The organism is Streptomyces sp. RLA123, from assembly GCF_056270165.1.
Genome location: NZ_JBWDOR010000003.1, coordinates 7,984,988 through 8,007,017 on the forward strand (window position 1 = coordinate 7,984,988; position 22,030 = coordinate 8,007,017).

General features: G+C 69.8%; 14 protein-coding genes. 2 read left to right on the forward strand and 12 right to left on the reverse strand.

The window, feature by feature from the left end; translation table 11 throughout:
- Positions 1 to 28: 28 nt before the first annotated feature.
- The 6 genes from RV983_RS36550 to RV983_RS36575 form a co-directional block, all read right to left on the reverse strand.
- A complete protein-coding gene (locus RV983_RS36550) occupies positions 29 to 694 on the reverse strand; it encodes a response regulator transcription factor (protein ID WP_475990563.1) in 666 nt (221 codons plus the stop codon).
- Positions 580 to 2,217, reverse strand: coding sequence for an ATP-binding protein (locus tag RV983_RS36555; RefSeq protein ID WP_475990004.1), 1,638 nt, complete (start codon positions 2,215 to 2,217; stop codon positions 580 to 582). Before RV983_RS36555 ends, RV983_RS36550 begins: the two co-directional genes overlap by 115 nt.
- Positions 2,218 to 2,589: 372 nt before the next feature.
- Positions 2,590 to 3,120, reverse strand: a complete 531-nt coding sequence (locus RV983_RS36560) for a potassium-transporting ATPase subunit C (RefSeq protein ID WP_475990005.1) — start codon at positions 3,118 to 3,120, stop codon at positions 2,590 to 2,592.
- A gap of 93 nt (positions 3,121 to 3,213) precedes the next feature.
- Positions 3,214 to 5,292 (reverse strand): potassium-transporting ATPase subunit KdpB, encoded by a 2,079-nt coding sequence (kdpB, locus tag RV983_RS36565; RefSeq protein ID WP_475990006.1) that lies wholly within the window; start codon positions 5,290 to 5,292, stop codon positions 3,214 to 3,216.
- 82 nt (positions 5,293 to 5,374) lie between these two features.
- The gene (gene kdpA, locus RV983_RS36570) at positions 5,375 to 7,063 is read right to left on the reverse strand and encodes a potassium-transporting ATPase subunit KdpA (RefSeq protein WP_475990007.1); all 1,689 of its coding nucleotides are present in this window, start codon (positions 7,061 to 7,063) and stop codon (positions 5,375 to 5,377) included.
- Positions 7,063 to 7,152, reverse strand: coding sequence for a potassium-transporting ATPase subunit F (locus RV983_RS36575; RefSeq protein WP_475990008.1), 90 nt, complete (start codon positions 7,150 to 7,152; stop codon positions 7,063 to 7,065). Before RV983_RS36575 ends, kdpA begins: the two co-directional genes overlap by 1 nt.
- 572 nt (positions 7,153 to 7,724) lie before the next feature.
- Here RV983_RS36575 and RV983_RS36580 point away from each other — a divergent pair.
- Positions 7,725 to 8,246: a universal stress protein gene (locus tag RV983_RS36580; RefSeq protein ID WP_475990009.1), complete on the forward strand. Its 522-nt coding sequence runs from the start codon at positions 7,725 to 7,727 to the stop codon at positions 8,244 to 8,246.
- An 82-nt stretch (positions 8,247 to 8,328) separates the two neighbouring features.
- Complete coding sequence (locus RV983_RS36585; protein WP_475990010.1) at positions 8,329 to 9,273, forward strand: NAD-dependent protein deacetylase; 945 nt, start codon at positions 8,329 to 8,331, stop codon at positions 9,271 to 9,273.
- A 507-nt stretch (positions 9,274 to 9,780) separates the two neighbouring features.
- Here the strand turns inward: RV983_RS36585 and RV983_RS36590 are convergent.
- The 6 genes from RV983_RS36590 to RV983_RS36615 all read right to left on the reverse strand — a co-directional run bounded on the left by RV983_RS36590 (position 9,781) and on the right by RV983_RS36615 (position 21,544).
- Entirely contained in the window at positions 9,781 to 10,380 is a 600-nt protein-coding gene (locus RV983_RS36590) for a hypothetical protein (RefSeq protein WP_475990011.1), read from the reverse strand.
- A gap of 1,014 nt (positions 10,381 to 11,394) precedes the next feature.
- Complete coding sequence (locus RV983_RS36595) at positions 11,395 to 12,378, reverse strand: helix-turn-helix domain-containing protein (protein ID WP_475990012.1); 984 nt, start codon at positions 12,376 to 12,378, stop codon at positions 11,395 to 11,397.
- Between the two features lie 337 nt (positions 12,379 to 12,715).
- Positions 12,716 to 16,783 carry a carboxypeptidase regulatory-like domain-containing protein gene (locus RV983_RS36600; protein ID WP_475990564.1) on the reverse strand — a complete coding sequence of 1,356 codons (4,068 nt, stop codon included), beginning with the start codon at positions 16,781 to 16,783 and terminating at the stop codon, positions 12,716 to 12,718.
- 624 nt (positions 16,784 to 17,407) lie between these two features.
- The gene (locus RV983_RS36605) at positions 17,408 to 18,043 is read right to left on the reverse strand and encodes a hypothetical protein (RefSeq protein WP_475990013.1); all 636 of its coding nucleotides are present in this window, start codon (positions 18,041 to 18,043) and stop codon (positions 17,408 to 17,410) included.
- Positions 18,044 to 18,149: 106 nt separating this feature from the next.
- Positions 18,150 to 20,630 carry a SpoIIE family protein phosphatase gene (locus RV983_RS36610; protein ID WP_475990014.1) on the reverse strand — a complete coding sequence of 827 codons (2,481 nt, stop codon included), beginning with the start codon at positions 20,628 to 20,630 and terminating at the stop codon, positions 18,150 to 18,152.
- A 194-nt stretch (positions 20,631 to 20,824) separates the two neighbouring features.
- Complete coding sequence (locus RV983_RS36615; RefSeq protein WP_475990015.1) at positions 20,825 to 21,544, reverse strand: SDR family oxidoreductase; 720 nt, start codon at positions 21,542 to 21,544, stop codon at positions 20,825 to 20,827.
- Positions 21,545 to 22,030 lie beyond the last annotated feature (486 nt).

Here is a 22,030-nt window from a genome sequence, read left to right on the forward strand (position 1 = left end):
GCCGCGGGCGTGGGGGTGACGAGGGGTCTCACCCGGCCGTGGGCGCGGGGACGCTGAGCCGGTAGCCGACGGAAGGGTCGTTCTGGAGGAACTGGCCGGCTTCGTCGTGCAGTTTCTTGCGGATGCGGTAGGCGTACACCTTGAGGTAGTGCTGCTCGTTGGCGTAGGCGGGGCCCCAGACGTTCTCCAGGATCATGCGCCGGGTGCAGACCTTGCCGACGTGGCGGGCGAGGTAGGCCAGGACGTCGAACTCCTTGGGGGTGAGATCGAGCGGCTCGTCGTGGCAGGTGGCCTGGTAGTGGACCAGGTCGAGGGTGAGCGGGCCGACGGTGAGCTCGGTCGTCGCGTCGGCGTCGGAGGCGGAGGCGTGGTGACGCAGCGCGACCCGCAGGCGCGCGTCGAGTTCACGCATGCCGAACGGCTTGGTCATGTAGTCGTCGGCGCCGTTGTCGAGGGCGTCCACTTTGCGGTCCTCGGAGCTGTCGGCGGACAGGATGATGATGGGCCGGTCGGTCCATGCGCGGATGCGGGTGCAGACGTCGAGTCCGTCGAGGTCGGGCAGGCCCAGGTCGAGCACGATCACGTCGGGGGCGTGGACGGCGGCCTCGGCGAGTCCCCCGTGGCCGGTCTCGGCGGTGCGGACCTGGTGCCCCAGGGCTTCGAGGCCGACTCGGCAGGCGGCGAGCAGCGCGATGTCGTCATCGACGATGAGGACGGTGGCCACGGTGTGTTCTCCTCGGACAGGCCGGCCACGGCCGGCAGGGTGAAGGTGAAGCGCGCCCCGCCACCGGGGTTCTGGTCGGCCCAGATGTGCTGGTCGTGCGCTTCGATGAAGATCTTGGCGATGGCCAGTCCGAGTCCGGTTCCGGAGTCGGCCTCGCGGCGGAAGAAGAAACCGAAGACATCGTCCCGTCGGTTCGGCGGGATGCCGGGGCCGTGGTCGGCGACCGAGACGGTCACCGTGGCCGGGTCGCTCCGGTACGCGCGGATGGTGATGGCGGTGGCCGGTGGGGCGTAGCGGGCGGCGTTGTCGAGCAGATTGGTGAGGACCCGGCCGATCAGCACGGTGTCGACGTCGAGCAGCGGCAGATCCGCGTCGATGTCGGTGATGATCTGCCGTGGCGGGGGGCCGGGCAGGTCCCGCAGGACGGTGGCGACGAGATCGCCCGCGGTGGTCAGGCCGGTGCGTGGCCGGAGCACTCCGGCCTGGACCCGGCTCATGTCGAGAAGGCTGGTGACCAGGGCCGCGAGTCGATCGGTCTGGGTGTCGATGAGCCGGGCCAGCTCCTCGCGTGCGGTGCCGGTCAGAGCCGGGGCGAGCTCGGCGTCGGCGAGCACGGAGGAGGATGCCTTGATCGAGGCCAGGGGGCTGCGCAGGTCGTGGGAGACGGCGGCGACCAGAGTGCGTGCGAGGTGTTCGACCTCATGGGTCAGCTGTGCGCGCATCGCCTGTTCGCGCAGCTGGGCTCGCTCGACGGCGAGGGCCATCTGGTTGGCGAACAGCAGCAGCGGCTCGCGCTGCTGCTCGGTGATCGCGACGCCGGTGATCGCCAGCACCCCGATGGGGCGTCCGGCGGCCACCAACGCGAGCTGGACGGGCTCGCCCCTGCGGCCCTGGCCGGTGGGTGCGGCGAGCAGGTCGAGATTGGTGACCTGTCCGGGCTGGGGGTGAAGCCGCCGCAACTCGGTGGGGTCGAGGTCCCCGCCGGCCGTGGCGGCGACGTGCAGCCGGCCGTCCTGGGGCAGCAGCAGCGCGACGTGGCCGGCGTCCAGGACATCGGCCAGCGCGGTCACGATGACGTCGAGCAGCTCGGGCAGCGGGCGGTCCTGGACGAGCTGGGTGGACAGGTCGAACAGCCGGCGCACCAGCAGACCGCGTTGCCGGGCCGCCGCTCTGGCGGCGTTCATACCGGCCACCACCCGGGCGACGGGCAGCATGACGAGTACGTAGATGACCAGCGCGGTCCAGTTCTCGTTCGCGCCGACATCCAGCGTCAGGTAGGGCGGTATGAAGAAGAAGTCGTAGATCAGGAAGCCGCTGAGGGTGCTGAGCACGCCGGCGAAGAAACCGCCGATGGTGACACCGACGACGACCGGGACGACCAGCACCAGGGCCGTGGTGGCGATGCTGAGGTGGGTCCGCAGCGGCAGCATGGCGACGGTGAGTACGGCCGTGCAGGCCAGGGCAGCCAGCGACCCGGCCAGATTACGGCGCACAGTGTCGGTCGTGGGGGTTCCCCTCCTATGCCGGGTCCAGCGGCCGGTCATCACACTTTTCCACCAGCAATCCTGCCACCGGATCGCCACCGCTGATGTGCCCGGCTCGGGCGGTGGCGTCCGGAAGCCGCTGCCCGTGGACCACGCCGGGACCACCGCCGGAGCGCCCGGCGTGGCCGTCGTGACCGGGTGGCCGTGGCTCTCCACGGTCCCGGTCACGACGCCACGTCCGTCGCCGGAGACCGTCGGCCCACTGCGTTGCAGCGGCCCGCGGCTGTGCCGCGGTGTCGATGCGTCGGTCAGGTGGGACATACGGTCTCCGGACGGTACGGCCCGCGCGGGGCCATCGGCGTTCATCGGCGGTCGGCTCTGCTACAGCCCCGCCAGCGCCTCGTTGAGTTCGAGGACGTTGACGTGGGACGCGCCGAGGAATCCCCACTGGGGCCCGCGCACGTGGGCCGCGACCAGCGCGTGCACCTGGTCGCCGGTCAGGTGGCGGGCTTCCGCGACCTTGCCGACCTGGGCGTAGGCGGCCTCAGGGCTGATGTCGGGGTCGATTCCGCTGCCGGAGGCGGTGACCAGGTGCGGAGTGGGCGTGACGCCCTGCTTCCGCAGGGCGGCGGCCCGCTCCTTGTAGGTGTCGACCAGTTCCTTCGAGCGGGGACCGAGGTTGGATCCTCCGGTCGCGGTCGGGTCGTCACCGTCGGGGCGGCCCTGGAACCACTGCGAGCCCTTCCACTGCTGACCGACCAGGGCGGATCCGTTCGTGCCGAGCGATCCGTTGGCCTGGTGCTGGAACAGGGCCTGTCCGATGCCGGTCTCCGCCAGCGGGTAGGCCAGTCCGAGCAGGACGAAGAAGATGGCCGAGACGATCAGGCCTTGCCGCAAGTTCACCCACAGCATGACAACTCCATGACGATTCCCATCCGACGCCGCGGTGCGGGTCTGAGGCGGTGCAGTTCTGACAGGGGACGGTTGGTGGCCGGTCCGCGGACCTCAGTAGGCATGCAGAGCGGTGAGGATCAGATCGATGAGCTTGATCCCGATGAACGGGACGACCAGCCCGCCGACGCCGTAGACCAGGACGTTGCGGCGAAGGATCGCCGTCGCGCCGGCCGCCCGGAACCGCACGCCGCGCAGGGCCAGCGGGATCAGCGCGACGATGACCAGCGCGTTGAAGATCACCGCGGACAGCACCGCCGAGGTCGGGCTGTGCAGGCCCATGATGTTGAAGGCGTGCAGTTGCGGGAACGTCGTCAGGAACAGGGCCGGGATGATCGCGAAGTACTTGGCGACGTCATTGGCGATCGAGAACGTCGTCAGGGCACCGCGGGTGATCAGCAACTGCTTGCCGATCTCGACGATCTCGATGAGCTTGGTCGGGTTGGAGTCGAGGTCGACCATATTGCCGGCCTCCTTCGCGGCGGTGGTGCCCGTGTTCATCGCCACGCCGACGTCGGCCTGCGCGAGGGCGGGGGCGTCGTTGGTGCCGTCGCCGGTCATCGCGACCAGCTTCCCGCCGTCCTGCTCGGCCTTGATCAGCTCCATCTTCCTGTCCGGGGTGGCCTCGGCCAGGTAGTCGTCCACGCCCGCCTCCTGGGCGATCGCGGCGGCGGTGAGCGGGTTGTCACCCGTGATCATCACGGTGCGGATACCGATGGCGCGGAGCTCCGCGAACCGCTCGGCGATCCCCTGCTTGACCACGTCCTTGAGCTCGATGACGCCCAGTACCCGCGGCCCGTCGGCGACGGCCAAGGGGGTGGCGCCGGCCTTGGCGACCTGTTCGACGATCGAGTCCAGTCCCGCGGGCAGCGTTCCGCCCTGCTCGATGACCCAGCGCTTGACGGATTCCGCGGCGCCCTTGCGGATCTGCCGGCCGGCGATGTCCAGCCCGGACATGCGGGTGGTCGCGGTGAACGGGACAAAGGTGTGGGACGGGCCCAGGTCACGCTCGCGCAGCCCGTAGCGCTCCTTCGCGAGGACGACGATCGAGCGGCCTTCCGGGGTCTCGTCGGCCAGCGACGCCAACTGGGCGGCCGCGGCCAGGTCGGCCTCGCTGTGGTCACCGACCGGGTGGAAGGCGGAGGCCATCCGATTGCCGAGAGTGATGGTGCCGGTCTTGTCCAGCAGCAGGGTCTGCACGTCACCGGCGGCCTCGACGGCACGGCCGCTCATCGCGAGCACGTTGCGCTGCACCAACCGGTCCATGCCGGCGATGCCGATGGCGGACAGCAGCGCGCCGATGGTGGTCGGAATCAGGCAGACCAGCAGGGCGATGAGGACGACCACGGACACGTGCGTGCCGGAGAAACTGGCCAGCGGCTGCACCGTGACCACCACCGGGACGAAGATGATCGTCAGCGCGGCGAGCAGGATCGCGAGCGCGATCTCGTTCGGGGTCTTCTGCCGTTTGGCTCCCTCGACCAGGCGGATCATCCGGTCCAGGAACGTCTGTCCCGGCTCGGCGGTGATGCGCACGACGATCCGGTCCGAGAGCACCCGGGTCCCGCCGGTGACCGCGGAGCGGTCGCCGCCGGACTCGCGGATGGTCGGTGCGGACTCACCGGTGATCGCGGACTCGTCGACCGACGCCGCGCCCTCGACGATCTCGCCGTCGGAGGGGATCACGTCCCCCGCCTCGCACACCACGACATCCCCGGTGCTCAGCTCTCCTGCCGCGACCCGCCGCTCCGTGCCGTCCGCTGCCAGCCGGCGGGCGTCGGTCTCGGTGCGGGTGCGCCGCAGGGTGTCGGCCTGGGCCTTGCCACGGCCCTCGGCCATCGCCTCGGCGAAGTTGGCGAACAGCACCGTCAGCGCCAGCCACACGGTCACCAGCCAGGTGAACACGCTGGGGTGCGCGATCGCCTCGGCCAGGGTGACCAGGGTGCCGATCAGCACCACGAACATGACCGGGTTCTTGACCTGCACGCGTGGGTCGAGCTTGCGGACCGAGTCCACCGTCGCCTGCCGCAGGATCTGCCGGTCGAACAGACCGCGCTGGTTCACCACTCCACGCGGCCCGGGGGGTGCACCGGACCCCGCGTCCGGTTTGTCAAGGACATGAGCGTCCTGCATCACAGCATTCCTTTCCACACGCGCATCGACCGCGGTGACAGAGGGGGGGGTACAGCTTCGGCACGCACCGGATTCACGGACCTCAGAACAGTCCGTGGCTGACCTGTTCGACCAGCGGCCCCAGAGCCAGGGCGGGGAAGAACGTCAGCGCGCCCACGATGAGGATCACGGCGGTGAGCAGGACGACGAACATCGGCTTGTCGGTGCGGAAGGTGCCGGGTCCCGCGGCGACGGGCTTCTTCGCCGCCATGCTGCCTGCAAGCGCCAGGACCGGGATGATCATCCCGAAACGGCCCAGCAGCAGCCCGATCGTGCCGGTGATGTTGTAGAACGGGGTGTTCGCGCTGAGCCCGCCGAACCCGGACCCGTTGTTGTTGGTCTGCGACGTGTAGGCGTAGAGGATCTCGGAGAACCCGTGCGGCCCGGCATTGAGCGGCCCGGCTCTGCCGACGTGGGTCGCGGCCGCGACGGCGGTCAGCACCAGGACCGTGATCGGCATGACCAGCACCCCGAGCGCGGCGAGTTTCACCTCTCTCGCCTGGATCTTCTTGCCCAGGTATTCCGGTGTGCGTCCGACCATCAGCCCGCCGATGAACACCGTGAGCACCGCGAACAGCAGAATCCCGTACAGGCCGGTCCCGACGCCGCCGGGGCTGACCTCGCCGAGCATCATGCCGGTCAGCATCGCGAACCCGCCGATCGGCGTGTACGAGTCCGCCGCCGAGTCCACGGATCCCGTCGAGGTCTGTGTCGAGGTCACGTTGTACAGCGACGACGACAACACCCCGAACCGGGTCTCCTTGCCCTCCATGTTCCCGACGCCGGCGTCACTGAGACCGGCGGCCACCATGGCCGGACTGCCCTGGTGCTCCGCCACCGCCGACATCGTCAGCCAGCCGGCGAACAGCACCGTCATGACCGCGAGGATCGCCAGGCCCTGGCGCGTGCTGAACACCATCTTGCCGAACACGTAGGTGAACGCGACCGGGATGGACAAGATCAGCAGGATGGACAGCAGGTTCGTCAGTCCGGTCGGGTTCTCCAGCGGGTTCGCGCCATTGGCGTTGAAGAACCCGCCCCCGTTCGTGCCGAGTTGCTTGATGGCCTCCTGCGAGGCCATCGGGCCGCGGCCCAGCAACTGCCCGGCTCCGTTCAGCTCGTTGTGGACCGGCACCGCGCCGGCCATCGTCTCCACCGCGCCCTGCCCGATGAACACGATCGCCGCGACGAACGCGATCGGCAGCAGCACGTAGATCGTGCCGCGGACGAGGTCCACCCAGAAGTTGCCGATCGTCGGCGACCCCTTGCGGGCGAAACCGCGCACCAGCGCGACCGCCACCGCCATCCCGACCGCGGCGGACAGGAAGTTCTGCACCGCCAGTGAGCCCATCTGCGAGAGATAGGACATCGTCGTCTCACCCGAGTACGACTGCCAGTTCGTATTCGTGACGAACGACACCGACGTGTTCCACGCCGTGTCCGCCCGCACCGCGCCGAAATGCTGCGGGTTGAACGGCAAGGACCCCTGCAGCCGGAAGATGCCGTAGGTGATCAGCAGCGCCACGGCGGTGAAGCCCACCACCGACGCGGCATACCGCTGCCACGTCTGCTCCGACTCCGGCGACACGCGCAGAGCACGGTAGATCGGCCGTTCCAGCCACGACAGCCAACGGGAGCGGCCCTCGTACACCGCGACCATGTACGAACCCAGGAACCGCCAGCACAGCCCCAGGACGATGACCATCACGACGATGGTCAATGCGAACGCCATCAGAACCGCTCCGCCTTGAACAGTGCCACGCCCAAATAGATGAACGTGACGATCGACAACACCAACAGCAACGCGTCAGTCGCGCTCACACTCGCTCCAAGCACCAAATCAGGCCCAGCATCGCGGCCAGGAACCCGACGACTCCGATCACAACCCAGATATCTGCCACGCCTGCAGCCTGGCTCTGCGGCCGGTAGCGGGGAGGTGGAAGCACCCGCCTGTGCGGTGGAAAAAGGGTGAACGCCCACGGGGCACCCGGGGACGACAGACCGGCCCGGTACGGCGTATGCGCCGTACCGTGCTCAGCGTGACCGAGTGGTAGGTGTCGGAGTTCTCCCAGTTGCAGCCGCTCTCGCCCACACCGGCATCAGGCCGGCCGCCGTCGTTCTTGCCGATACCGCGCCACGGACCCGGAAGACGTCACACCGCGTGGGACGGGTTGCGGATACCTGTCACAGGGCGGCAACCGAGTGTCACCGATGGGTGGCAGGCGTCACACCACGTGTTCAACTCCGGAGGAGCTCACGCGGCCGCGCGTCCCCGCAACAGGCGGATCCGGCACATGCGCCCTTCGCCTACCCGCGACGCGGGCGGTTGTCACGTTTGACCGGTGTCTCCGGTCGTGCCTGAAGACGGCGAAGCGTTCCCGGAAAGGTTTCTCATGGCAGGCCCTGGTGCGCCCGAAACCGGTGGCGACGGACCGCTCCGATGGTCGGCCACCGCCTGGGAGCAGGCTTTCGGCTTCGACACCCTTCACACGACCGTGGACCGGTACGGCGTGCTGGTGGGGTACAGCGGCTCCGCGTCCAGCAGACGGGCGCTGTCCTACGCGGCCGGGATGGCGCGGCGTTCCGGATCCGCGCTCGTCATCGTCCACGTCGCGAAGCAGAACGCGGTCGCGTCGTTTTTCGGTTTCGAGGCGCCGGTCGTCGAGCAGGGCCGGCACGACGGCACGCACTCGCTGGTGCACCGGCTCGCTCGCGAGGAACACCTGTCAGGCCTGTCCTGGACCCTTGTCCGGCGCACTGGCGTCATCGCGGACGAGCTGGAGAAGGCCGGCCGCAAATACCGGGCGAACGCCATCATCGTCGGTCAGTCGCGGGGGGCCGGCGGCGGGCTCTTCGGGTCGATATCCCACACGCTGGCGCGCCGTGCTCAGCAGCCGGTCATCGTCGTCCCCTGACCGGCGGCACAACAGGAGCACGGCGGGCCACCGCGGTCATGGGCGGAACGACCGATGGCCGCCCGTTCCGTACCCTGGCGGCATGCGTATGCGCCCCACATTGAGCTGGACCCCCACCGAGGACCTGCCTCCGGCCACCACGGATCTGGAGCCGGTCGCCGACGCGCTGGCCGCCGGCGGTGTGCTGGTGCTCAGCGGGGCCGGCATCTCCACGGAGTCGGGTATCCCGGACTACCGGGGCGAGGGCGGCAGCCTCAGCCGGCACACCCCGATGACCTACCAGGACTTCACCGGGGACGCCCAGGCGCGGCGCCGGTACTGGGCGCGCAGCCATCTCGGGTGGCGCACCTTCGGCCGGGCACGGCCCAACGCGGGTCACCGGGCGGTGGCCGCGTTCGGGCGGCGCGGCCTGCTGTCCGGTGTGATCACCCAGAACGTCGACGGCCTGCACCAGGCCGCCGGCAGTGAGGGGGTCGTCGAGCTCCACGGAAACCTGGCCCGGGTGGTCTGCCTCTCCTGCGGCGCGTCGAGTCCGCGCGGCGAGCTCGCCCGGCGGCTGGAGGAGGCAAACGAGGGCTTCGAGCCGGTGGCCGCGGCGATCAACCCGGACGGCGACGCAGACCTCACCGACGAGCAGGTGGGGGAGTTCGCCGTGGTGCCCTGCACGATCTGCGGCGGCGTCCTCAAACCCGACGTGGTCTTCTTCGGCGAGGCCGTCCCTCAGCCGCGGGTCGAGCACTGCCGCGAGCTGGTGGCCGAGGCGGCCTCGCTGCTGGTCCTGGGCTCCTCACTGACGGTGATGTCCGGGCTGCGGTTCGTCCGCCAGGCGGCCCAGGCAGGGAAGCCGGTGCTCATCGTCAACCGGGACGCAACCCGCGGCGACCGCTACGCGCTCACCCGGGTCGCGCTTCCGCTGGGAGCGGCGCTCACCACCGTGGCCGGGCGCCTGGACGTCCCCGTCGAGCCCGCTCACTCCGCGGCCGGGTCCGGCACTCCGGCGGCGGACGCGGGCGCGGCGACGGCGTAGTCCTCCCAGGCGCGCAGGTACCTCTGGAGTCCGTCGACGCACTGATCAACAACGCGGGCCTTTCCATGGTCGGGCACGGTGTCACGGCGCACGGCGCGGAGCGCCATTTCGCGGGGAACCCCTTCGGCCACTTCGCGCTCACGACGCTGCTGCCACCCGTGCTGCGACGCTCGCCGTCGCCGCGGGTGCTCACGGTGACCTCCTGCCTGCACGAGGAGGGTGAACCCTCGATCTGGACGACATCGCGTGGTCCTGGAGGTACACGCCCCTCGCGGCCTGCGCGGCCTCAAAGCGGGCGAACGCGCGACTCGATACGCGCCCTAGGACGCCGCCTGTGGGAGCGTTCGCAGCAGCTGACCGGCATCCACTGGGACACTCCCCGCACCATGAACACGGCCACGGGGACCGGCGCCTGACCCACGGAAACGCGAAGGCCCCCAAGAATCCGCCTGCGCGTCCAAGGGGGCCTTCTGCCGCCGAGCCGCCCTCATCGGGGCCGCCGCGAGCTCAGATCGTGGGGATGTCGTCGATGGTCTCCTTGTGCGGTTCGAGGACGAACCTCCAGCCGGCACTGGGCTCCATGAACCGCACTCGGGTGGGGTAGATGTCCAGGGCGCGGCGGTCACGGTTCTGGTTGCTCGTGCTCTTCCGCCCGCGCGCCGGCTCTTCGAACAGGTCGACCTTGACGTCCGGCACCGCGACGACTTCCTCGCTCCAGCGCTGGACGATCCCCGCGCCGAATGCCTCACGCGCGGCGTTGTAGAGCGCCTCCAGGGATTCCTTGGTCCCGTCGGGCACAAAGAGGGCGAGGTTCAGCAGGACACCGGCACTCTGGAGAACCTCTATTTCCTCGCCGGCCTCGTCGGCAACCCAGATACCGCGCTCTTCGGCATCGTCCGGAAGAACGTGTATTTCCTCACCGAAGATCGTCCTTGCGGTGAAGGATCCCCCCTCGAAGCTCTTGCCCGGCTTCACAAGGAGAGCCGGGGCGTAGCAGTCGAGCGCGAGGTCTTCCGTTGACGCCGAGACGAATATCGCGTCCTGGTGGCTCAGCTCGGCAACCTCTTCCGAGGTGAGACGCCGGGCGACAACTTTCTCGGTATTCACGCTGTTTCCCTTCTCCGTACGGCCAAGGACATGTCGGCGGGCCGCTCTTCGCGGCTTGGCCACGACCCACCCGCCGGTCCGGCGGTGACCCCGGGCACCGGGCGCCGGACGGGGGGTGCGTCGTTCGACGTCGCCGCCCCGGACAAGATCCCAGACGCGGACCCGGGCAGCAAATCCGCCCAGGGAAAGGCTTACTGACACCTTCGGCGGCGGGATTACGTGCCCGTTGACGCGGTGAGCGCGGGCCGGTGGAAAGGCGTCGGGCGCGCCGAATAACCCTGGCGGCGCTCAGAGCCTGGGAATCGGCCGAACCGCCGGAACCGCCGGAACCGCCGGAACCGCCGGAACCGCCGGAACCGCCGGAACCGCCGGAACCGCCGGACCATGCCGGCCGGCGGACCCGGCGCCGTCATCGCGCCCGAATCCGGTGGACGAGCACTCCGGAAGGCACGGCGACCGCCGGCACCCCGTCGCCGGCGTGAGCGCTGCGGAGCACCTCGTGGTGGACGGGGATCGTCGGGACGCGCTCACCGGTGCCGGGGTACCAGAGCCGCACGGTCCGGTCCGCCCGCCCGAAGTGACCGGCAGCGCCCCGCCGGCGACGGTGGCCTCGGAGACATCGGCGATGCCGGACAGGGAGCCGCGCATCCTGGCGATCGGCTCCCCGGTGGCCGGGTCCCAGGTCCGTACCGCCCCGTCGTCGGCGGTGATCCGGACGCCGGCGGCGAAGAGCACCGCCGACACCTCGCCGGTGTGCCCGAGCAGAGTCCGCGGCAGGGTGCCGGTGGCGGGATCCCGGATGCGGACCGCCGCTTCCCGGCCGCCGCCGGCCAGCAGTGTCCGGCCCGCGGCCTTGAAGGAACACGCGCTCCGCACCGGATCGGTGTGCCCCTCCAGGACCGCCACCTCGATGCGCGGTACGAGGTCCACGCCGTCTCGCCAAGCATGGGCTCACGTGAGGACGTGTCAGGCCGAACGGGTAATTGCCCGGCGAGGCCGGCATGCGGCTCGGCGTCAGTCAGACCGGTGGGAGTCGGCTCGCCCCGCCGCGTGCTGGAACCGCAACTCGCGGGGGCTCACACCGTACGCGGCCTTGAAAACGCGGCTGAAGTGGGCCGCGCTGGCGAATCCCCACCGGTGGGCGATGGCCTCGATCGTCGTGAACCGATGCACTGGGGAGGCCAGTTCTCTCCTGCACTCCTCGAGGCGCTGCGTCCTAATCCATTCACCGAGGGTGATGCCCGCTCGGGACAGGGTCAGGTAGAGCCAGCGTACGGAAACGTCGTGCTCGGCAGCGATACGCTCGGGAGTCAGGTCGGGGTCAGCCAGGTGGAGACGGACGTATTCCTGAACGCGCACAAGAAGTGTGCTGTTCAGGGGCGCTCTGGCCTGGTCGTCCAGGTCCAGGGCCACGGTGACCACCGCCCTGATCAGGTCGACACTGGGCTCAGCGAACAGGGCACCCTCAGCTTCGCCGGCTGCGGCTTGGTGGCGGGCCAGTCGTGTGAAGAACGCCGCAGTGGCACCCACGACCGGGCGCTCCGAACTGAGCGGCACGGCAGTGATCTGGTCGAGCAAGGACGGCCGCAGCCCCAGGGCATGCGTGGGAACGCTCACGAGAACCGAATGTGTCGAGCCGTGGAAAAGGATCTCGTAGGGCTTCGCGTCGTCCATGACGGTGAGATCCCCGGCCCTTCTCAATGCGTGCCTGCCCCCCTGGCGGACGTCGGAGACCCCCGCCTCCTGGAGATTGACGAGAACATGCGGCACCGTGTCCTCGTCCACCGGGGCGGCCTTGGACAGGAGGCGGGTCACGTTCCAGCCGATCTCCGAGACTTTCACCGACCCCAGCGCGTTGGTGGTCACGTAGGCCCGCTGACGATGCGGATTCGGCGGCAGGTCCACCTCGACGCGGCCATTGACGGAGCACGAGAACTCACGGATCGCGTCCGCACGATCACCGGGATCCAGCGACGCGGCGTCGAGTCGAACGGTCATGCGAGCTTCCTCCTGAACGGTCGCGGGGCCTGCGCAGCACGCACCTTTCTCAGGCTACTGCGGTCAAATGGCCCACTTTGCGATCTTTGCTGCATTTTTCATCTCTATTTCCGCCCTGTGTTTTACGGTGCACCGGCGGAGGCCGCCGCTGAGGGCCCGGCCCGGGACCGTCGCAGGACCGGGTATGCGAACCTCCGCCCTGCCCGGGGGCGGTTCGCCCACGCGAAAGGCCGGCCCCCTCGGGGGCCGGCCCTCCTGCCTGTCGTGCTGCGCGCCCGGGGTGCGCCGGCGGGCCCGTTCCCGGTGCCGCCGGCGCGGTCCCTAACGCTTCCTCCGGCTACTTGCGCTTCAGCGTGAAGTTGCCGGTGACCGTCTCCCCCTTCTTCAGCTTGATCGTCGTGACGGTCGGCTGGTAGCCGTCCTTGGCGACGATGACGGTGAGCGGGTTGTTGCGGACGTCGAGCCACAGCCCGTACGTGCCGTCCGCGGCCGTGGTGAGCGTGTAGGACGAGGCCCAGCTGTCGATCTGGACGGTCGCCCCGGCCAGCGGCGCGGTGCCGCCGGTGGCCGTGTTGCCCAGGACGAGACCGGCGATCTTCCCCCAGGTCTTGGGCGGCGCGACGTGCAGGGTGACCGGGATGCGCGGCACGGAGTACGGCGTGTCGGTGCCCACGCTCAGGCCGGCGGTCAGGTCACCGGGCTGGGTGATCGAGGCAGCCGTGGCGTCCAGCGAGACGGTGACGACCGCACTGGCGCCGGGCTCCAGGGTGAGCTGCTGGACGCTCTCGCCGAGCCAGTCGACGTCGCTCGCCCCACCCTGGTCGTAGCCGGGCAGCACCTCGACCTTGCTGATCGGCGCGCCGGGGGCGTTGCCGCCACCGGCCTTGTAGAAGCCCGGTGCGCCGCCGCCGCGGTAGGTGGCGACATTGGCGTTGGGCAGGGTGCCCCAGGTGCCGGACTTCGGGTCGAAGGCCTGGCTCCGGTTGGTGAGGGCGTTGTTGCCGACACCGCCGACCAGGATCAGACGGCCGTTGGCGGCGGCGTACGAGGAACCCCACTGGGCGGCCGGGACGTCGGCGAGCTGCGTCCAGCTGTTGGCGCCCGGGTCGTAGGCGTAGGTGTGGACGATGTCGTTCTCGTTGGGGCCCAGACCACCGGCGCAGTAGATCTGGCCGTCGATGGCGCCGCACGCCTCCCACGAGATGGGCTCGGGGTAGGCGGCGATCTGGGACCAGCTGTCGGTGCTCGCGTCGTAGACGCTGGCGTCGGTGGTGGCGCAGAAGTCGCCGCCGCAGCCGCCGATCATGTACAGCTTGCCGTCGAGGACGGCCGTGCCGGAGCCGGCGTACGGCTTGGGCGCGGACGCACCGGTGGTCCAGCTGTTGGACTGCGGGTCGTAGATCTCCAGCTTCGCGTCCGGGGCGCCGCTCGGGCCCCAGCCGCCGACGGCGTAGAGCTTGCCGCCGATGAAGCCGTGCGCGGGGTCCTCACGGGTGTCGGACGCGCTCGCCAGCTTCGTCCAGCTGCCGGCGACCGGGTCGAGGACGTACAGGTCCTTGACGTCGGTCGAACCGTCAAAGCCGAAGGCCGAGTAGACCTTGCCGTCCAGCGTGTCGACGGCGTTGTCCATGAGGGCGGTCGGGAGGTCCGGGCCTGTCTGCCATGCGTCGTCGGCCGGGGTCGCGGCGGCCGGCGTGGCCTTGGCCGACGATGCGTGGGCCTTGCTGGACAGTGCGGTGTAGTCACCCTTGACGGTCCGCAGTGCGGCGCCCTTGTCCTGCTGCGTGAAGCCGCCGGACTGCTCGCCGAGCTTGACCGTGGCGGCCGCGCCACCGGTGTTCTTGACGGTCAGCTTCTGCGACGCCGAGCCGCCCCAGGCGACGGACGCCGAGACGGAGGCCGGAGTGATCGTGACCTTGCCGGCCTTGAGCTTGAAGTTCGCCTGGACGGCGCTGTCGGCTCCGGGCTTGGCGTTCTTGGTCAGCGAGGTGTACTTGGCCTTGGCCGCCGTGAAGGGGTGGCTGCCGAAGGCGGTGGAGACGAACGAGTAGAAGCCGTCGGGCAGGTTCGGGTCGTCGGGCGTGGCGACCGTGGTGGCCTTCTCGGACGGCTTGTCCTGGCTGGTGACGGTGGCTCCGACGATGCCGTCACCGGTGTTGGCGTCGGTCACGTTGCCCACGACCAGGCCGGCGGGGACGGGAGTGAGCTGCCGGTTGCCGACGAAAACGTTGTCGACCGACCACCACCATCCGAAGCTGCTGGTGAAGTGGAAGCGCAGTTGCACCGCCGGCTTGCCGGCGAAGTCGGACAGCGAGGCCTCGATCCGGTCACCGGTGACGTCCGGGCCGGCCGACCAGATCTTGGTCCAGGTGTCGCCGCCGTCGGCCGTCGCCTCGACGGTCGCCGACTGGCCGTTGTACGACTTGTACTCGGTGTTGAAGGCCACCTCGGGGTCGTTCTTCCCCGTGAGGTCGTAGACCGGGCTGAGCAGCGAGGAGTCCTGCGTGGCCCCGCCGCCGAAGTGGTCGCTGTCGACGACGGCGAACGCGCCGTCACCGCCGGTGCCGTTGCCGCGGTTGCCCGGGTCGTCGAACTCCCAGCCGCCGGTGGTGCCCTCGGCGTTCTCCACCTTCCAGCCGGCCGGCGGGGCGTCGGTGGCGTCGAACGGCTCGTTGGTGCCGGTCACGTCGATCCGGTAGCCGGGCGGGGTGCCCGTCCAGGAGTCGACCGGGACCGAGATGCTCACCGTCTGCCCGGAGTTGCCGACGGTGACCTTCTTGCTGACGGCCTGGTAGCCGGGCGTGGCCGAGGCGACGTGCAGGGTGTAGGAGTGCCCCTGGGGCAGGTCCAGGCTGTAGGAGCCGGTCGCGGGGTCGGTCCACACGGCGCCGGGGACGCCGTCCGCGGTGATCTTGGCGTACAGCGGCCAGCCGTGGCCGGAGCCGTCGGTGACCTTGCCGGCGACCGTCTGGCTGGGTACCGCGGAGAGGGTGAAGTTCTTGGTCACCGTGGCGTCGTCGTCGACGACGACACCGTCGGCCGAGCTGTCGGAGTAGCCGAACGCCTCGACGGAGACGTCGTAGGTGCCGGTGGGCACGGTCAGGGAGTACGCGCCGGTGGCGTCGGTGCGGGCGACGCTCTCGCCCGCGGTGACGGTCGCGCCGGCCAGGGCCTTGCCGGTGGCGCCGTCGGTCACGCTGCCGGTGATGACGCCGTGCGGGCCGCTGCGGAACGCGGACAGGCCGGCGGGGGTGCCCAGACCGGTCGGGCCGTCGTAGCCGCCGGCTCCGTTGCACAGGTACGACGGGGAGCAACTGCCGTTGCTGCCGGTGGTGATGTCGTTGATCCCGGTGCCCGCCGCGTACGGGTAGGCGTTCGGGTACGAGCCGGCGACGGGGGTGCCGGCGGCGGCGTACACAGAGGCGATGATGGGCGACGAGACGCTGGTGCCGCCGTAGACCGCCCAGCCGTTGTGGCCGTAGGTCTGGTAGACCGCCACGTTCTCCGCGATGGCGGAGACGTCGGCCAGCGCCCGGTTGTCGCAGCCGGTGTCGTGCTGGAAGGCGGGCTTGGGCTCGTACAGCGAGCAGCCCGAACCGGCGTCGGCCCAGGCGGACTCGGTCCAGCCGCGGGTGGTGGACGGGGCGCGGGTCAGCGTGGTGCCGCCGACCGCGGTCACGTACTGCGAGGCGGCCGGGTAGCTCACGCCGTAGCCGTAGTCACCGGTGGACGCGGTGATCGCGACGCCGGGGTGGTTGTAGTGGGCGTCCAGCGTCGTGGTCTCGGACGGGTCCTCGCCGCCCCCGCCCCGGTAGTCGGTTCCGTAGGAGTTCGAGACGTACTTCGCACCGAGCGCGACCGCCTGGTCGACGGCGGCGGACAGGCTCTCGAAGCTGTTGTCGTCGGCCTCGACCAGCAGGATGTGCGCGTTGGGCGCGGTCGCGGACACCATGTCGAGGTCGAGCGAGATCTCACCGGCCCAGCCGGGATCCGGTGTGGGGTAGTTGGTGCCGCCGCGCTGATCGACCTTGCGGAAGCAGCCGTTGTCCGTGGTGCAGGCGGGCAGGCCGTACTGCGCACGGTAGACGGCGAGATCCGCCTCGGCGGTCGGGTCGTCGAAGGCGTCCACGATGGCGACGGTCTGACCGCCGCCGCCGTCGGTGGGCAGGTCGTAGGCGCTCTGCAGATCGGCGGCACCGTAGCCGGCCGGCGTGTCCGCGGCCGGCAACAGGCCCTTGACCGCCTTCACATCGGTGCGGCGCAGGGCGAAGCAGCTGAACTGGCCGGGCTTGGGCGTGTCACACGTCGGTTCGAAGGACGCGCGGGTGGCGGCGGCCGGGGCGGCGGAGTGTGTGTCCGCGACACCCGTGGCCAATGCCGGTGCCTGCACTCCGAGCACCGCCATGGCGGCGGCGCCGAGGACGGCCAGGCCCCTGGTCACCGTCCGGCGGACAGGGTTTCTGGTTCTCGCTGGTCTGCGCAACGTGACTCCCATGCGTGCTTGCTGGGATCGAGCCGTGTAGGGCTCGCGGGCGGCGGTGAACATGTGGGCGTTCACCGGGGCCCATTAGCGAGATCAGTTCTGTGCATGTCAATGGGGTAGTTGGGAGCCGGTGGTGACCGAACGTCATCGAGTGACTGCTGCAACGGAGCGCGAGTGCCGAGGTTTCCGGGGGTTCGGGCGGAATGCGAGTCCCCGTGTGTTCGCTGCGTGAACGCTGGATTTCCGTGGCCTGTGAATGTTCACTGAAAGTATTGTGGGCGTGAATACGACACACGACGGGAAGCCGTCAGGATCAACATGGCCGTACAAGGCCTTGCCGACCGGGTTCACGTCTGGAACGAAGTCGCCTGCGGCGACGCCTGGTTCATTCCACGTACTCCAGAACTCCACCACGACGCCGTACGCCTGGACACCTTGGCCTGGACCGGTACTCGGGACACAGTGGGCGTGTGGGACGATCCGCCGTCGTTTGATGGCAGCCACACCAGGTTCGACCGGGTTCGGGCGGCTGGACGTGGGCCAGGGTCAGCGATCTTGGGCGGACGTTGAGGTCATTGACGAGGCGACTGTCCCGGTGTCGTCAACCCGCCACAAAAAACCCTGCGTGAGCAGGTCCTGATACGGCTTGGACTGGAACTGCACTGGCGGAGCCATGTCGCCGAAGGACTCGCTGAACGCCCTTGGCGACTGCGCCAGTTCCAGCAGCACCTGGGCCGCTGTGGCGTCGTGGGAAAGTTCGGGCGCCAGGGCTGCGCAGCCCCGAACGCCCACGCGCGCATCCCTGAGCCAGGGACGCGTGTCTCCGCGGAGTTGGCCGATTGCGATCAGGATCGTTGCCGCATCGTACGGGGAATCGGCCGCCCGAGTCATCGAAGTCAACCGTTCCACAAGTGCCGGACGCTGCGCCGATGCCGATGGATGCCGAGCCAGCCCCCCGACGGCCGCGGCTGCGTTTGTCCCGCGCCTGGCGCGTCCCGATGCCAGGTGCGGCAGCACGTGCCTCAGGATCCTGGGAACCACGTCGAAGCAGGCGACCCTCGCCTGGTCGAGGACAAGCTCGCCCAGCCCCGTGCCGTCCTCCCACATCCGGGCCCGACCATCGACATCAGCCGACAGGTAGATCGCAGTCCAGTCCCGTAGATCCGGTGCGCGGTCCTCCACCCGCGCCCGAATCTCCGCCGCTTGGTCGCCGAGGTCGGCGACCCGGTACAGCTACGCGGAGCGCTCGCGGCAACCGCCTTACTCGGTGCACGGACACGGCACGATCTCAGGCGGCCGCGGATCGCGGGCAGGGTGTGCGGGGGAGGTCCTGGTCGGCCCAGACGACCTTTCCGCCGGGGACCGAACGGGAGCCCCACCTGCGGGACAGGCTGGTGACGAGCAGGAGGCCGCGTCCGTGCTCGTCCGTGGTGCGTGCGCGGCGCATGCGCGGGATGCAGGGGCCGGCGTCGGACACTTCACAGGTCAGGACCTTGTGTCGGATGAGCCGCAGTTCGATGTGCCCGGTGCTGTGGCGGATGGCGTTGGTGACGAGTTCGCTGACGATCAGCTTCGTGGCGTCCTCGAGATCCTCCAGGCCCCATTCCGCCAGCTGTCGTGTCGCCATCTTGCGGGCGCTGCGCACGGCGGACCGGTCACTGGGCAGCGTGGTGGAGACCATCCGGCTCGGGCTGAGAGAACCCGTGCGGACGAGGAGGAGCGTGACGTCGTCGCACGGCGCCTGGTCGGGAATGGTCTGTGTGGCGCTGTCGCAGAGTTCCTCGAGCGTTCGGCCCGGTCGTGCGAGGGCGGTGCCGAGCCGGTGCATTCCCTCGTCGATGTCGTGGTCGCGGGCTTCGATCAGGCCGTCGGTGTAGAGGGCGAGGACGCTGTCCTCGGACAGCTCCAGCTCCACCGACTCGAAGGGGTCGCCCAGACCGACACCCAGAGGGGCACCGGCGGGGAGGTCGGGGTAGGTGAAGCGCCCCTGCGGGTCGATGATCACGGGCGGGGGATGTCCGGCCGATGCCATGGTGCAGCGGCGGGTGGCGGGGTCGTAGACGGCGTACAGGCAGGTGGCGAGGCCTGCCACCGTTGTGGTCGGGTCCCGGAGATCGCCGTCCTCCTCGGCCAGTCGGTGAACGGTGTCGTCGAGGTGGACCAGCAGTTCCTCGGGGGGCAGGTCCAAACCGGCGAGGGTGCGGACGGCGCTGCGGAGCCTGTCCATGGCCGCGGCGGCGTGAAGGCCGTGCCCGACCACGTCGCCGACGACGAGCGCGACGCGCGCGCCGGACAGCGGGATCACGTCGAACCAGTCGCCGCCGACACCGTGGTCCACGTCCGCGGGCAGGTAGCGCGACGCCACTTCGACCGCCGCGCCACCCGTCAAGTGCTGGGGCAGCAGGTGGCGTTGCAGCGTGAGGGCGAGGGTGTGCTTGTGAGCGTACCGACGGGCGTTGTCCAACGTCTGGGCGGTGCGGGCGACGAGCTCCTCGGCCAGGAGCAGATCGACCTCGTCGAACGGCGCGGGATCCGTTGTGCGGACGAACACCGCCACGCCCAGCAGGGCGCGCCGGGCACGGATGGGCACGACCATGACGGAGTGCATGCCGTTGTCGCGGACCCTGTGTGCCAGGTCCGGCACCTCGTCGACCCATGTGCCCGAAGCCGTGCGCAGAACCGGCCCCATGCGGGACCTCCCGGCGCGCAGCGCGGCGGTGAACGGTGAGGCCGGAGGCGGGTCGACCAGCTCGCCGCGCACCCACGGTGATTCGGGCACGCCGTGGTGCATGGAGGCCAGACCCGCCCGCCGGAACGTGGGGAGCTGGTCCGTCGCGCTGACGCCGACCGCGGGCTCCTCCCCGGACGAGACCGACTGCTCCAGGTCCACGGCGACGTAGTCGGCAAGAAGAGGCACGGAGAGGTCGGCCAGTTCCTGGGCGGCCTGCATCACGTCGAGGGTGCTGCCAAGACGCGCACTGGCCCGGCTGAGGACGGCGAGCCGCTCACGGACCCGCCGGCTCGCGGTGACGTCGGCACTGATGACACACAGCCCCTGCGGCTTGCCGTCGGCGCCCAGGAGGCACTGGAACGAAGCCACGAACTGACGGTCGGGGCCCTGGCTCGTCTCCAGCCACGTCCGGTACCCGTGGATCTTGGCCAGACTGCCCTGGAGGACCTGCCGCATCACCGCCTCGATCGTCTCGGCGTTGGCACCGAAGCACACCTCGCTGAATCGATTTCCGAGGCGTCGGTCCTGGGGAAGGCCGTCGTGGATCTCGGCAACGTCGTTCACGTGGGTGCACCGCAGTTGCCGGTCACGAATGCCGACTCCGATCGGCGCGCGGGCCAGGATCGGCCCCCGCACCGATCCGTCCACGGCGTCCCCGGACAGCGGCACGGTGTCGGTCACGGACGCGAGCCAGCGCGCTCTCCCCTCCTCGCTGCGCACCATGGTGATCCGCACGCTGACCTCGAGCACCCGGCCGTCCCGGTGGCGCACCGCTGCCGCCCCTGACCAGCCGTTTTCGGTCCAGCACTGCTCGACGAACGCCGCGGTCGTCGTCGCTTCCGTGAAAGACGGCAGTACGAGTGCGGCGGACCGGCCCACGATGTACCCGGCGGAGTACCCGACGAGCTGTTCGGCAGGGTGTGTCCATGCGACGACTGTTCCTTGCTCGTCGAGCAGTGCGATTGCCGTGTCGAAGTCATCGGACGCGTCCAACTGTTTACCGAGTGTCGCTGCGTCGCGGCTGCTCATCATGGTCATCGAGTGCTGTCCTCGGGAGTCTGGGGAGGTCGGCGGTATGAATCTGGACTGATATGCGGCTTTTCAGTCAAATATGCGGCTTTTCAGTCAAAGACCGGAAAGTGGCTGATTTTGTGACAGCGCCGCAGCCGGGGCCGATGCCGCTCGGACGTGGGGGAGGGGCCCCCGGAGGCCACCCGGTGGCGTCAACCATGTCAGGCGCTGGTGCGGCCGATGCTCGCACCGCCGTCGACGCGCAGGACCTGGCCGGTGATGAACCCCGCCTTCTCGGAGAGCAGGAAGGCGATGGCGGCCGCGAGCTCGTCCGGCTGCCCGAACCTTCCCATGGGAACGGTCGCCAGATAGCGGGCGGCCGCGGTCGACCCGGGCGGATTGGTCTCCTGGAACAGCTCGGTCTCGATGGGCCCCGGGGCGACGGCATTGACGGTGATCCCGCTCGTGGCGAGCTCGCCGGCCCAGCCGCGCGTCAGGAACTCCAGGGCGGCCTTGCCCGCACCATAGGACGTCCGGTCGGGCAACCCCAGGGTGACCAGACTGGTCACGTTCACCACGCGGCCCCAGGACCGTCCGCGCATGCCGGGCAGTACGGCCTGGACGATCTGGACCGCGGTGCGCACGTTCATGTCGAGAACCGCGTCGAGGTCGGACAGGGCGACCTCCCCGACGGGCGCGGGTCGCACCGCAGCCACGTTGTTGACCACGGCGTCGACCGGTCCCGCGCCCATCACTTCGCCCAGGACCTGATCGGTGGCCGTACGGTCGGCAAGGTCGGCCGCGAAGAACTCGCCGGGAAAGGACCGCGGCGCGCTGCGGGCGATACCCACTGGAGCGTGGCCGTCTTCTGCCAGCTGCTCGGCCAGCGCGCGGCCGATGCCTTTGGACGCGCCCGTGATGAGTACTCGCCTGCGGGTCATGGGGTCACTCCTTCGCTGCGCCGATCCGCCCGTCGATTTGGGTGGGGAGGCTTGCCTCGCAAGGCAGACACCTGTTCGTGCCGCTATGTGACAGATATTAGGTTCGCTGACTGCCGACCGTGGGCGATCGGCACGCTGTGCCTGATGGCCGCGAGCGTGGCGTGTGGTGCGGCGGATGACGGCCTGAGGGCGCGCGGCGGGCGGTGCCGTCGACGCTGGGGGCGCCCCACGTCCGAGGGCGGCGTTGAACCACGCGGCCGGTGCGTTGTCCGCGCTCGAAACCTGGCTCAGGGTCAGTTGAGGCGTCGTCCCTCGGGTGATCGTGGAGTTGTGTACACGACCAGGCTGAGCATCGCTATCGGCCGGCAGGACGCCCCTCCGGGAGAACCGGTGGGGCCTCACCGTGGAGTCACCGGCTGCCGTACCTGAGGAAGCGAGGACCGGGACGGCCGACGCGTCGTGCCGGATCACGCAACGCGTTGACCT